Genomic DNA, 13,252 nt, shown 5'->3' with positions numbered 1-13,252 from the left:
ATGTGGCTGTGGACCCTTCAGTTGGAAGGATGCAGGATGTAAAAGCACCTGCTGGCGAATGGCGTATCGGCAATTTCTTCATCGCCAACGACAAGCTCGAAGCTGCTGTGCACGGACATTGTCCTGCGCTCAACGATGCAAGGAATCTGCGAGGCGGCGCGATCCAGTTCCGGCGCATGGTCGATGGCAACGACATGGGCATTGTTGATCGGCGAAGAAAGCAGCTGGCCAAACGGTCCGCGGCTTTCGTAGGGCTTTGGCGAACAGCCGAGCAGCACGAGGCCGCAGCTGCGCGGCTGGTGCTGGCGGATGGACGCCGATGATCCGGACAGATGCAACAGGCTCTCTCCGGCACCGGGCAATAGCCAAGCGGCTTGCAGCATGATCACGTCCGCGGAATCAAACAGTCTTGCGGGAGGCAAGATTGCGTTGTGTCGCCCAAAATCCCAACATACAAGACGAATTATGATGGATGTCACGCAACCACGCAATGCCATGGACTGGCACGAGCAAGCCTTGGACCTCACGCGGGGAATTGCTGCTTATGTCAACTGCCCTCTCGTGGCAGGGCTGGCGCGCGTCGTCGCCAAGCATCCGAAGGCCGATATCGCCAACGCCTTCAACCACAAGCAGGTCGCCTGCAAGATGTGGGCGCTCGATAGGCTGTTCGAAAGCGGCGGCGGCCGCTTCGGGCGCATATGGGTTCTGGGTGGATGGTACGGCGTATTGCCGGCAATGCTTTTCAACGACGCCCGCTTCGACATCGCGGCGGTCGATAGCATCGACATCGACCCCGAAGTCGCGCCGGTCGCCCGGACCCTCAACCGGGAAGCCGGCGACCGGTTCCGGGCGCTGACGGCAGACATGTACGCACTCGACTATGCGGCCGGGCGGCCCGATCTGATAGTCAATACGAGCTGCGAACACATAGCCGATCTGCGCGCCTGGCTTGCTCTGCTTCCGCCGGGCACGAATGTACTGCTGCAATCGAACGATTATTTCAGCGAGCCGACGCACATCAACTGCGTGGCTTCGCTTGCAGCCTTCGAGGAAATGGCGGCGCTACGGGAGGTGCGGTTCTCCGGCGAACTGCCGACAAAAAATTATACGCGCTTCATGCTGATTGGAACTGTTTAATGCATTTCGCCCAAAAGCGCGTAGCGGTTTTGGGACAACGACACGCATAAAACAGGACTTGAAGCGCGTCGCACGAATCTCACCAGACGCGACGCGCGTTAGAGCATTTGCAGGAAAGTGTGGAAACGGCTTTCCGTCCGGAATTGCGTCAAAACAAAGAGACAGAGCGGTTCTGCGTGAAACGATGAACCGCTCTAGGATCTATCGTCTGTTCAATCATGAACTTTTCCGAAACCGGGCCCCACATTTAGGGACCATGTTCGATGCCGCTCGCGCAGGATTTGCGCGGAGCGACGCGCGCCTTCCAGATCGAGACGATGCGCGGATGGCGTCGGTTCCACAAGCGCTTGTTCGATCGCTTGCGCCAAACCTTCAGGCGTCAGATCCTTTTCCATCAGCACCGTTGCAAGACCGAGTTCTTCGAGCATCAGGGCGCGAACCGTCTGTTCGGTTTCCCCGCCGGCTGCAAATGGGACGAGCAGGGAGCGACAACCCGCGCGCAGGACATCGCAGACCGTGTTGTAACCCGCCTGCGAGACTGACAGGCGGGCGCCGGTCAGCAGGCTGGCGAAATCCTCGCGGAACCGGAAGATGGACAGGCCCGGCGTGGCATCGCGTGCGATCGCGTCAAACTCGTCTTTCGGCAGGTTTGGGCCGGTGATCAAACACCATTTCCAAGCGTTGTTGGCATTCCGCGCCGCTGCGATGGTGGATCTGACAAGGCTCTTTCCGGCAGCCCCGCCGCCAACCGACACCAGAACGTCGAAGCGCTCGGAGGCCGCGGGCGATGGCGGCGCGGCAACGAGCCCCGTGTAGGTGACCTCGGCCCTGATCGCCCCAGCCAGTGGAAATGTCTTGTCGATGGTTGCGAAAGCCGGATCGCCATGGACCATAACAAGATCGAAATGCCTGTTGATGAGATCGACCGTTTCCTCGTTTCGGCCCAGCTTGACGCGCTCCTGGAGGATATCACGGACGGACGTCGCCAGCAGCGGTCTGGGCGACGTCGCGTCGATGGCCTCGATCAGCGGCAAGAGTTCGAAACGCATCTGCCGGCGTCCAAATGGAAACGCCTCGACAATGACGATATCAGGCCTGCAATCCCGGAATGCCTGCAGCAGCATCTCTGAACGCCATTTCTTGAAATCATCGTCGATCGGGTTGCCTTGCAGGTCGACAAGTCCCGAAAATCCTTCATCACCGGAGGTGACAGGTGGCAGGGTTACAGATTGTACACCCAGTCCCGGAAACCCGGCGATCGGCGCTCCGCCGGTCACGACGGTAACGTCAAACCCGTCATCGACCAGAGCCGCCGCAATGCGGCTGGCGCGCGCGAGATGGCCGATGCCGAGCAGGTGCTGGACATAGAAGAAAGCGCGCAGCCGCTTCATTCGGCGGCCCGCCACTCCCGCTCGAACAGTTCCTTGAGCTGTCCAATGCTTGCCATATGATCGAAATTGCCGCGCACGCGCCGCTCTGCGGCGTCGCCGAGGCGGTCGCGGAGCACGGGATCACGGATCAGGCGCTCCAGCGCCTGTGCCAGGGCAATCGGGTTTTCCGTCGGAACCAGCAACCCGGTTTCATCCGGCGATAAAAGCTCCGGCACGCCGGAAATATCGGTCGACACGCAGGCAAGCCGCTGGCTAGCCGCCTCCACCAGAACGTTCGGCAGACCGTCGCGGTCGCCATTTGCGGTGATCCTGCAGGCCAGGGCGAAGATGTCGGCGCGGCGGTAGCGCTCAAGCACCTCCTCCTGCGCAAGCGCGCCTTTCCAAGAGACGCGACCATCCAGGCCGAGCTTTTGCGCCAGCGCCTTGAACCGTTCCAGTTCTTCGCCGCCGCCGATATGCTCGAAACGCCACGCCAAATCGCCGGGCAACAGGGCAAGGGCCTCCAGCAACGTATCGTAACCTTTCTTTTCAACGGCGCGCCCGACACTCAGAACGACAACCGGTTCGTCCGGAGCCGAGCCGTCATGCTGCTTTCGCGCCTCGCCGAAACTGCCGAAGCGATCAAGGTCGAGCCCATGATAGCTCAGATGCACAGACGAGTTGCCGTTAGCGAGTTTTTTCAGACGATCGAAGCCGGTTTTCGTGCAAGTGACCGTCCAGCGCGCCGAGGAAAGCTTGCCGGCCAGATCCCAGTCCGCCGAAGTCCAGATGTCCTTGGCATGGGCCGAGCAGGTCCAGGGCAGGCCACGAAGCTGGCTGGCATAGCGCGTCACCGATGCAGGCGTGTGCGCGAAATGTGCATGCAGCCAGCCCGCGTTTTCCGGCCATTCGGCCGCCAGCACGAGCGCTTGCCCGAAGCGGCGCGCGCGATTGCGCGTAAAGTCGCGGGGCATATCGGCAGCCAGCGATCCGAGCGCGCGCCAGAAGCCCGGACGCAGCAGACAGGCAAACAGCGAGCGAAGCACGCGCAGCGGCTCTTCATGCAGATATTCCGGCAGATAATGGACGGGCGCTTTGATCTCGTCATGCACGGGGTGGCGTTTTTCGTCGGTCGGCCGCCTGAGCGCGACGAGTATCAGGTCGAACCCCGCACGCTCAAGACCGAGCAGTTCCTGCGCGATGAAGGTTTCGGACAGCCGCGGGTAACCCTTCAGAACCACGACGATCTTGCGATGTTGCAACTCAGGTCATTCCTTCAATGACCGAAAGGTGATGGCCGGCCCGCCGGTCGAGCAGTTCCGCGACGATTTCGGAAATATGAGGCAGCCCCTCCAGCGTCAGATGCGGATTGCTCTGCGATGGGCGGGGCCGGTCCGGCAGCACCTTCAGTGCATCAGCAAACCGCCGGGAATCCTCGGCTTCTTCCGGCAAAAGCATCTCGATGAGGCCGAGTTCGGCTGCGCGCCGTGCGCGGATCAGTTGTTCCTGGCGGGGCTCGACGCGCGGCACGATCAGCGCCGGCTTGTCGAAAGACAGTATCTCGCAATAGGTGTTGTAGCCGCCCATCGCCACTACCGCCTTGGCGCCGGCAATCAGGTCTTCCATGCGGTTGTCGAACTCGATGATCTTGATGTAGGGGATCTTGGACCCCTTCTTGAGCAGCTTGTTGCGCTTGCGCGCCGGCATGTAAGGCCCAAGCACGATCAGGGCTCTATGCTGCAATTGCGGATCCTGCTGATAGGCATCGATGACGTCGTGGATCAGATCGGCGCCGTCACCGCCGCCACCGGTAGTAACGAGGATATAGTCGCCCTCGGGCCGGTGGCCGGGCAACTCGTTCCGCTGCAGGCTCCGTTGCAGGAAACCGACGAACCTCATCTTTGCCCTGACAGCCGGGGGCACATCCAAGCCGGTCAACGGATCGTAGAAATCCGGCGGACCATAGGCCCAGACCTTGTCGTAGAAGACGCCTATCTTGCGCATCACGTCTCTGCGTGCCCACTCTGCTTCGAGCAGATGCGGCGCATCCATCACCTCGCGCAGGCCAAGCACCAGCGTGGTGCCCCGCGTCTTGAGGTAGGACAGCGTGTCCTCAATCTCACCGCGCAGGCCGAGCGGTTCCTTGTCGACGATGAAGATATCCGGCCGGAAGGTCTCAGCTGTATGGCGGATGATCGACTGGCGCATCCTTAGCGTCTCATGCAGATCGATGTCCTTTTCCAGCGAGGTGTATTCGCCGTTGCGCAGCTTGATGACGCTGGGGATCTTCACGAAGTCGACACGGGCGCGGTAGTCGAAGGCGCCAGCGATAGTCGCACCCGAAATGATAAGCACCTGAAGTCCGCGGAAATCCTCGACCAGCGAATGCGCGATAGTCCGGCAGCGCTGCAAATGGCCGAGCCCGAACGTGTCGTGGCTGTACATGAGAATTCGAGCGTTTTCTGCGTGCTGGGTCATTGTTGAACGTCTCTTAGAATTCTCGCCTTGAGGACCGTGAGCGACCCGCAGGATTCGAAACCATCCTCGCGGGTCTACCGACCTGTTCTGAAACATGAGGGCGCAATTTTCAATTCGTATTACAAAGAGGGTCCATATGCTGAAACCAGGAAGCTACGTCTGCTCAGCGGCCTGCTTGCCACGTGGTCCAGAAGAACCTGCATCATTTCACTGGTATTGACCATCTCGGATTCTCGGCGGCCTTGACCGCTGCGAAAAACGTGGAAACTCCAGAATGGAATAAGGTATGGGCTGGGTACTTCACTCCGAGCGTCTAAGCCAAGCTCCTAAACCATGATGTGCCTTGGCGGTGGGAAGCCGGAGCGTTGACGGAGTAGGGGACACGTTCGAACCGCCTAGATCTTGACTTCTCAGACCAGAATCTAGGGGTCAGGAGTTCGACTCTTTTCGGGCGAGCCAATTGAACTCACTAGCTTTTTGGACGCCATGGGCGCATGAACTCGCCGATTGCAGGCGTGTCAAAGCTGACCTGTTTGCCGCCAACGACAGCGCCGGCCTTCGGACCGGCATCCGAGTCTTCGATCCCTTTCCGGTTGTGCCGCGCAGGTAATATTCGGCTTCCATATATTCGAGATTGAGGGCGAACCGGAAAAAATGTCTTCGTCTTTGACCTCATCCTGCGCATAGGCCCGGGAAACCGGGGCAAGGCCGGTGGCCGAAGCGAGCGTTGCTCCCAGGCCAAACTGCAACGCGCGGCGGCGCGAAACACGAAATGCAGGCGTGACGCGGATCATGGCTTCCTCCCAAAAGCCCGCCGGCATCAAACATTTTGGCACCTCAAAAGCGCGCCTGCGCTCCCAACTTCACGAAATGTGGAATGTTCCTCAATCGCCTTGAATGATCTCACCGATGGCCGAGCAGCTAGGTTTCCTCGACCCTAGCCTGATGTCAGCCGACGCACACTGCGCTGTAGCGGCGCCGGATCTGCCGGCAGCAAAAATCCCGCCGCTGCGGTCGTCCGAAGTACGCTGTCGATAAAATCCAGGACTTTTGCGTATCGATTTCGGACCAAGGTCCGTCTTGTAGAATACTGTATTTGAACAAAGCTAGGTAACAGCCGACTTTCGGATTCGAAAGTCCTGACGTTTTTCATCTGAAACCCATCCTGGCGGGAGGGCGACTCGAAGGAGGAACTATGAAAACGCGCACCTGTCTATTCGCGACTGTAGCCGCTCTCACCCTTGTCGCATCTCCGGTACTCGCTGCTCCCGGCGGCAATGGCAATGGCAACGGCAATGGCGGCAGCAACGGTAACGGCGGAAACTCGGCCGGGGCCGGCTCGCAGGGACACGGAGCCGCCACTTCCGCCGCGGCCAAGGACAAGTCGACGACCGGCGTTGCTCATGCAATGGCGGTCGTTGCCACGACACCGGCCTCACCGCAGGCAACGCTGGCCTTGCAGGCAGCGCTGGATAGGAAGGCCGCGAAAGACGCGGCAGACACTGCCGACGACACCTCTGACGAAACCGAGTAAGCATTCGAAACAGACCACTTGTCGCGTTGAAAGCCGTGGTTCGCCGCGGCTTTTTTCGTTTCCCGACGACGAACTCTCAAGGTGAACAGCGCTTCCAGAAAAAAGCTGCTCCACGGCGGCACTGAAGCTACGCTAAGGCCAAACGCCGCCGCATCGGCGTCGGATTCGAGTGCATTCGAGGAGATCCCATGACCGGCTTTGTCGACCGCGAGCGCGCAACTGACCTGATGCAGCGCGCCGGCATCGAGGCGCTGGTGCTTTGCGAGCCCGAGGCGTTCCAATATGCCACCGGTGCCTGGATCGGCCCGGCCGGCCTGTTCCGGCGGGCCGGCGCCGGTTTCGTCGTTATTCCCAAGCGAGGCGACCTGCCGATCGGCGTCGTGGTGGCGGATTTCCAGGCTGCCCGGCTCCGGGCGGCGATGGCCGGCGCCGTGCTGCGCACGCATGCGATCTGGATCGAATCGGCGTCGCTCGAGCCGGCGACGGCCGACCGGCCTGTTGCGCAGCGCATCGAGGCCGGCCTGGTTGGCCGCGCTCCCGGTTTTTCACGTCCGGCGACCTTTGAGCTTGCCCGCTCCGTCCGCGAGCTGAAAACGATCCTCGCAGAATTCGGGCTGGAGCGTGCGACGCTCGGCATCGAGCTGGATTTCGTCTCGGCCAGCGATTTTTCCGCGATGCAGGCGATGTTGCCGGGCACTGCCCTGGTCAACGGCTCACCGGTTCTCGACAGGCTGCGGGCAATCAAATCGCAGAGCGAGATCGACCTTCTGCAGCAGGGCATCGCCCTGTCGGAAGCCGGCCTGTCGCGGCTGCAGCAGCATGCGACAAACGGCATGCGTCAGTCTGAGCTGGTCGCGCTTTACCGGCAAGGCGTCGCGGATGCAGCCGCCGGGTCGTCGCAGCAAATCTCGACGGCGGAATACGTCACGCTGGGCGCTCGCCCGAAAGGCGCCGACGCCGTCGCCGCCGCCGGCGATCCGCTGAAGGCCGACATGGTGTGCAGCGTGAACGGCTATGCCTCGGATATGTCGCGGAATTTCACCTTCGGGCCGCCGTCGCCCGAACAGGCCGAATTGCATGCGATAGCCGAACGCGCCTTCGCCGACGGGCTTGCCGCGCTTATGCCCGGAAAGCCGTTAGCCGCCGTGCATCGCGCCGCCAGCGAAAGCCTGGCGCGCCAGGGCCTGCGTTCCTATCGCCGCGGCCATTTCGGCCACGGCGTCGGCCATTCCGTGTTTTCCGAGCAATGGCCGTTCATCTCGGCCGACAGCAATGTCGTGATCGAGGCCGGCATGGTGCTGGCATTCGAGATCCCGCTCTACATCGACGGTCTCGCCAGCTTCAATCTCGAGGACCAGTTCCTGATCACCGCCAACGGGCCGTCGCCGATGAACCGCCTGCCGAGGCGCCTGGATATTATCGGCTGAATCCAGCCGTTATCTGGCGCCGGCCACGCCCCTGCGGAAATCCGACGGCGACATGCCGGAAAGCTTGCGGAACGACTTGTTGAAGGCACTGAGCGAGCCGAAGCCCGATTCCATGGCGACGCGCAGCACATTGGCATCCTGATGCATCAGCAGCGCCTGCGCGTAGCTGAGGCGCAGCAAATTCACATATTCATTGAGCGTCATGCCGGTCGATTTCTTGAAGATGCTCATGGCGTATTTGGGATGGATATCGGCCGCCGCGGCGATGTCGACGCAATCGATCTCGTAGAGGAAATTCTCGGCGATGAAGTCGCACATGCGCCCGACATTGCGCAGCGATTGCTGATCGAAGGGACTGCCTATCTCCTGTTCGACCGGGGTTTCGGGCACCAGCCGGTAAGGCTCGAAGCGCACCCGCTCCAGCCGCAGCAACAGCTCGTTGACGGCATGCTCGGCCTTGACCGGGTCGCCGGAGCGGGCATAGCGGTTCCAGCGCTCGAAATTGTGGTCGTCCGAACGGTCGGTGGCGTCGGTCACCAGCGTCGCCCCGGTCATCAGTCTGTTGCGGACCTCGACGGGCAAATGCAGCCGGAAGAAATGCACCAGCGGCAAATGCGCGCCGGCATAGATGGCATCGTCGGAGGCTTCGTCCATCTGGTGCGGCAGGCCGCCCCAGAACAGGCACATGTCGCCCGCAGAAAGCGAAAGCCCGTGCCCGTCCATGCGGTAATGCACGGCGCCACGCACGATGAAATTCACCTCGACCTGGGCGTGCCAATGCGGCTTGAGCATCACCAGGGGCTGGGTGTGGAACATCTGCAGCAGCAGCGGCAGGCCCTCCACGCTGCTGGCGCCAGGCTGGTAAAACGGCCTTTCCGGCATCTTACTTTCCGCTCATTTCTTATTCCCTTTGTCGCGGACAAGGCTTTCCCGAGGCCTAGTCTAGCCACGCTCGCAAACAGAGAGCAACTGAAATGGGAGGATTTCAATGCGCATAAAATTGACCTGCGCCGCGCTCGCGCTTGCCTTGGGCTCCAGCCCGGCCTTTGCGCAGTCCGGTGAAATCACGATCTGGAGCTGGAATATCGCCGCTTCGTCGCTGAAGGCGACCATAGCGGGCTTCAACAAGCAGTATCCCGACATCAAGGTGACGGTCGAGGACCTTGGCAACCAGCCGACCTACGACAAATCGATCGCCGGCTGTGCCGCCGGCGGCGAGGGGCTGCCTGACATCGTTACGATTGAGAACGGCGAAGCCGAAAACTACTGGAGCCAGTTCCCGGATTGCTTCGTCGACCTGCATACGCTCGGCTACACCGCGGAAGACCAGGCAAAATTCCCCGACTTCAAGCGTACCGAGCTCGAGGTTGACGACAAGGCCTATGCGATGCCCTGGGATTCCGGTCCAGTGGCGATGTTCTACCGCCGCGACTTCTACGAGAAGGCTGGCGTCGATCCGTCCTCGATCAAGACCTGGGACGATTTCATGGCCGCCGCCAAGAAAATCCAGGCCGCCAATCCCGGCGTCACGATGACCAACGCCGATTTCAACGGCGATTCCGAATTCTTCCGCATGATCTCCAACGAGCAGGGTTGCGCCTACTTCTCCGCCGACGGGCAATCGATCACGGTCAACCAGCCCAAATGCGTCGATGCCATGACCAAGATCAAGGAGATGAAGGACGCCGGCATCATTTCCTCTGCCGACTGGAGCACCAAGATCACCAACAATACCGCCGGCAAGGTCGCCACGCAGATGTATGGCGGCTGGTATGAAGGCACCGTGCGCACCGAATCGCCCGATGGGGCAGGCAAATGGGGCGTCTATCTGATGCCGAGCCTGACCGCCGACGGTCCGCGCGCCGCCAATCTCGGCGGCTCCTCGCTCGCCATCACCTCGGTGTCTAAGAACAAGGAAGCCGCCTACGCCTATCTGAAATACACGCTTGCGACGAATGAGGGCCAGATCACCATGCTGAAAGGCTTCGGCCTGGTGCCGTCGCTGATCTCGGCGCTCAACGACCCTTATGTCTCCGAAGGCCTGCCCTATTGGGGTGGCCAGGCCGTGTGGAAGGACATCCTCGGCACCTTGCCCAAGGTCGTCCCCAGCCGCGGCACGCCGTTCCAGAGCGACGCCGAAATCATCATCCGCGCGGTGCAGACCAAATATCTGGCCGGCGGCTATCCCGACGCCAAGGCAGCTCTCGACGATGCCGCAAGCCAGATCGCCGCGGCGACCGGCCTGCCGGTCAAGTCGTGATCTAGACGAGGCGGCTCCGAGCGCGCGGCTCCTTCTCCCCTTGTTGGAGAAGGTATCGCCGAAGGCGACGGATGAGGGGTGCTCCAGCTTGGCGCCGGCGGCACTCCGGCCATCACCCCTCAACCGTCTCGGCGCTACGCGCCGATCCACCTTCTCCCACAAGGGGAGAAGGCAAGAACTTGAAAGCAGAAAGGAGGAAAACGATGCGCTACCAGAACGCCACGGCGTATCGCTTCCTCGCGCCGTATCTGCTGATTTTTTCGATCTTCTGGCTGTGGCCGATCATCGATTCCTTCCTGATCTCGTTCCAGGCGACGCGCACTGTGCCGTGGCGCTTCGCGCCGACCTTCAACTGGGGCCGGTTGATCGGCGATCCGGCCTTCTTCAATGCCTTGAAGAACACATTGCTGATCCTTGTCATCCAGGTGCCGGTGATGATTTCCCTGGCGATTGTGATGGCGGTGCTTTTGAATTCGCCACTGCTCAAGGCCCGTGGCCTGTTCCGCTTTGCCTTCTTCGCGCCGGTCGTGGTCGGCGAGGTCGCCTATTCGGCGGTTTTCCGGCTGATGTTCAATCTCGACTACGGCATCATCAACAAATTGCTGAACGGCATCGGCCTGCCCAGTGTCGACTGGTTTACCAACGTCACCCCGGCGATGGCGGTGATCATGATGGCGGTGACGTGGCGCTGGGCCGGCTACAACGCCATCATCCTGCTCGCCGGCCTGCAGTCGATTCCCGAGGATGTCTACGAGGCGGCGACCCTGGACCGGGTCAGCAAGGTCAAACAGTTCTTCTACATCACGCTGCCGCTGCTCAAGCCGATCATCGTGTTCTGCGCCGTGCTGTCGATCATCGGCACCATGCAGCTGTTCACCGAGCCCTTCCTGATCACCGAGCGCGGCGGGCCGGGCGGCGGCACCGAAACGCTCGGGCTGCTGCTTTACCGCCAGGGCTTCCGGTCGCTCAATTTCGGCTACGCTTCGGCCGTCGCCTACACCATGGCCGGGCTGGCGATTTCCATTTCGCTGGTGCAGATATGGCTGACGAGGGAACCGAAATGACCTCGCACTCAAGAGTCAGCCGTTCCCAGGCCAGATTGGGACGCAGCATCGCGCTGCATCTGTTCCTGACGCCGCTGGCGCTGGTCTGGCTGTTTCCGCTGTGGATGATGGTGGTTTTTTCGACGATGCCCGACAACGGCATCTTCAGCCCCGACATCGAGCTTTTGCCGCATGGCAATTTCCTCGACAATGTCAGCAATCTGCAGCGCGGCACCAATTTCATCGGTGCCATCGGCATCTCCGTCTCGGTGGCGGTGACCTATACCTTCCTGTCGGTGATGCTGACCTCGATGGCCGGCTGGGCGCTGGCGCGTTACAACTTCTTCGGCAAGGGCATGGTCGTCGCCATCATCTTCGGCACCATCACGCTGCCCTATGCGGTCGTGCTGATCCCGCAATTCATCATGGTGGCGCGCGACTTCAAGCTCGCCAACACTTGGGTAGCGCTGATCGTGCCGCCGCTGTTCAATTCGCTGGGCGTGCTCTTCATGCGGCAGAGTTTTTCGATGATGCCGCACGAGCTGTTCGACGCCGCCAAGGTCGAGGGCGTCAAGGAATGGCGGATATTCCTGTTCGTCGCACTGCCTCTGGCGCGGCCGATGCTGGCGGCGCTCGCCATCATCCTCTTCCTTGCCTCCTGGAACAACTATCTCTGGCCGCTGCTGATCAATTCCAAGCCGGGCGCAATGACCGCGCCCGTGGCGCTCGGCACGCTGATCGGTCTCACCAAGGTGTCCTGGGGCGGCATCATGGCGGGCGCGGTGATGCTGACGGCGCCAATGCTCGTCGTGTTCGTGCTTCTGCAGCGCCATTTCGTTGCCGGCATCGCCGCCGGCGCCATCAAGTAAGGATCAGCATGGCGGCAGTCACACTCAAAAACGTCATCAAGCGCTTCGGCGTCTTCGAGATCGTCCACGGCGCCAATATCGACATCGATGACGGCGAATTCGTCGTCTTCGTCGGCCCTTCCGGCTGCGGCAAGTCCACGCTGCTCCGGATGATCGCCGGGCTCGAGGACATCAGCGACGGCGAGATCGCCATTGGCGGCAAGGTGGTGAACGACGTCGAGGCGGCCGATCGCGGCATCGCCATGGTGTTCCAGTCCTACGCGCTCTATCCGCACATGACGGTCGAGCAGAATCTGAGCTTCGGCCTGAGAATGACCGGCAACCCCAAGGCAGATACCGAGCGGCGGGTGAAGCGGGCTTCCGAAATCCTGCGCATCGCCGAGCTGATGAAGCGGCGGCCGCGGCAATTGTCGGGCGGCCAGCGCCAGCGCGTCGCCATCGGCCGCGCCATCGTGCGTGAGCCGCAAGTGTTCCTGTTCGACGAACCGCTCAGCAATCTCGATGCCGAGCTCCGGGTGCAGATGCGCGTCGAGATATCGCGCCTTCATAAGGAACTCGGCGTTACCATGGTCTATGTGACGCACGACCAGACCGAGGCGATGACGCTGGCCGACAGGATCGTCGTGCTCAACGCCGGCAATATCGAGCAGATCGGCGCGCCGCTCGATCTCTACGACGACCCCGCCAACCGCTTCGTTGCCGGCTTCGTCGGCTCGCCGAAAATGAACTTCCTGGCGGCAAAAATGGTCGGGGCCGACAACGGTGCGGCGGTCGTCGAACTGGTCAATCATCGCGGCGCGCGACTGCGCAAGCCGCTTTCGGATGCCTTGCCTGCAACAGGCGGCGATGTCGTGCTTGGCGTGCGGCCGGAGCATTTCTTCGACGCCGGCCAGGGCGACTGCGACCTTACCCTCAAGGCCGACGTCGCCGAGCACTTGGGATCGGTGAGCTATGTCTATGCCAATTCCGGTACCGGGGGCGGACGCGAGGAACTGATCATCGAGCGCGAGGCCTCGCGGCATCGCGCGAACGGCGACGACCTGGTGGTGTCGATCAAAGCCGACCGCTCGCTTCTCTTCGACGCCACCGGCGCACGCATTCGCTAACCCATCTTTCTTTTGTCCGATCGCGATT

Annotated in this window: 12 protein-coding genes and 1 pseudogene; 8 read left to right on the top strand and 5 right to left on the bottom strand. The window is 61.4% G+C overall.

Annotation, left to right across the window (positions count from 1 at the left end; genetic code table 11):
• Window positions 1-2 precede the first annotated feature (2 nt).
• Window positions 3-323 (top strand): hypothetical protein, encoded by a 321-nt coding sequence (locus tag NKI67_RS07835; RefSeq protein WP_156937314.1) that lies wholly within the window; start codon window positions 3-5, stop codon window positions 321-323.
• Between the two features lie 145 nt (window positions 324-468).
• Entirely contained in the window at window positions 469-1,137 is a 669-nt protein-coding gene (locus NKI67_RS07830) for a class I SAM-dependent methyltransferase (protein ID WP_156937317.1), read from the top strand.
• Window positions 1,138-1,349: 212 nt separating this feature from the next.
• On the opposite strand, the gene NKI67_RS07825 is transcribed toward NKI67_RS07830, so the two are convergent.
• The 4 genes and pseudogenes from NKI67_RS07825 to NKI67_RS07810 form a co-directional block, all read right to left on the bottom strand.
• The gene (locus tag NKI67_RS07825; protein ID WP_023675953.1) at window positions 1,350-2,528 is read right to left on the bottom strand and encodes a glycosyltransferase family protein; all 1,179 of its coding nucleotides are present in this window, start codon (window positions 2,526-2,528) and stop codon (window positions 1,350-1,352) included.
• Entirely contained in the window at window positions 2,525-3,769 is a 1,245-nt protein-coding gene (locus tag NKI67_RS07820; RefSeq protein ID WP_023675952.1) for a glycosyltransferase, read from the bottom strand. The genes NKI67_RS07825 and NKI67_RS07820 overlap by 4 nt, the downstream gene beginning before the upstream one ends.
• Window position 3,770: 1 nt before the next feature.
• A complete protein-coding gene (locus NKI67_RS07815) occupies window positions 3,771-4,985 on the bottom strand; it encodes a glycosyltransferase family protein (protein ID WP_023675951.1) in 1,215 nt (404 codons plus the stop codon).
• A gap of 490 nt (window positions 4,986-5,475) precedes the next feature.
• Window positions 5,476-5,779: pseudogene (locus NKI67_RS07810) on the bottom strand (ferritin-like domain-containing protein); the annotation flags it as partial.
• Between the two features lie 401 nt (window positions 5,780-6,180).
• On the opposite strand from NKI67_RS07810, the gene NKI67_RS07805 reads away from it, so the two are divergent.
• Window positions 6,181-6,519, top strand: a complete 339-nt coding sequence (locus NKI67_RS07805) for a hypothetical protein (RefSeq protein ID WP_023675950.1) — start codon at window positions 6,181-6,183, stop codon at window positions 6,517-6,519.
• 188 nt (window positions 6,520-6,707) lie between these two features.
• Window positions 6,708-7,946, top strand: coding sequence for a M24 family metallopeptidase (locus NKI67_RS07800; protein WP_023675949.1), 1,239 nt, complete (start codon window positions 6,708-6,710; stop codon window positions 7,944-7,946).
• Between the two features lie 9 nt (window positions 7,947-7,955).
• Here NKI67_RS07800 and NKI67_RS07795 read toward each other — a convergent pair whose 3' ends face one another.
• Window positions 7,956-8,828 (bottom strand): helix-turn-helix domain-containing protein, encoded by an 873-nt coding sequence (locus tag NKI67_RS07795; protein ID WP_023675948.1) that lies wholly within the window; start codon window positions 8,826-8,828, stop codon window positions 7,956-7,958.
• Between the two features lie 106 nt (window positions 8,829-8,934).
• On the opposite strand from NKI67_RS07795, the gene NKI67_RS07790 reads away from it, so the two are divergent.
• The 4 genes from NKI67_RS07790 (at window position 8,935) to NKI67_RS07775 (ending at window position 13,224) form a co-directional block, all read left to right on the top strand.
• Entirely contained in the window at window positions 8,935-10,206 is a 1,272-nt protein-coding gene (locus NKI67_RS07790; RefSeq protein WP_352644933.1) for an ABC transporter substrate-binding protein, read from the top strand.
• A gap of 203 nt (window positions 10,207-10,409) precedes the next feature.
• Window positions 10,410-11,270: a carbohydrate ABC transporter permease gene (locus NKI67_RS07785; protein WP_352644931.1), complete on the top strand. Its 861-nt coding sequence runs from the start codon at window positions 10,410-10,412 to the stop codon at window positions 11,268-11,270.
• Window positions 11,267-12,118, top strand: coding sequence for a carbohydrate ABC transporter permease (locus NKI67_RS07780; protein ID WP_023675945.1), 852 nt, complete (start codon window positions 11,267-11,269; stop codon window positions 12,116-12,118). The genes NKI67_RS07785 and NKI67_RS07780 overlap by 4 nt, the downstream gene beginning before the upstream one ends.
• 8 nt (window positions 12,119-12,126) lie before the next feature.
• Window positions 12,127-13,224: an ABC transporter ATP-binding protein gene (locus NKI67_RS07775; RefSeq protein ID WP_023675944.1), complete on the top strand. Its 1,098-nt coding sequence runs from the start codon at window positions 12,127-12,129 to the stop codon at window positions 13,222-13,224.
• Window positions 13,225-13,252: the final 28 nt, after the last annotated feature.

Origin of the sequence: Mesorhizobium sp. M0408, from assembly GCF_040321495.1 — a bacterium.
Classification (GTDB): domain Bacteria; phylum Pseudomonadota; class Alphaproteobacteria; order Rhizobiales; family Rhizobiaceae; genus Mesorhizobium.
Note: the sequence above shows the minus strand (reverse complement) of the source record. Positions and strands in the feature narration are given on the sequence as shown.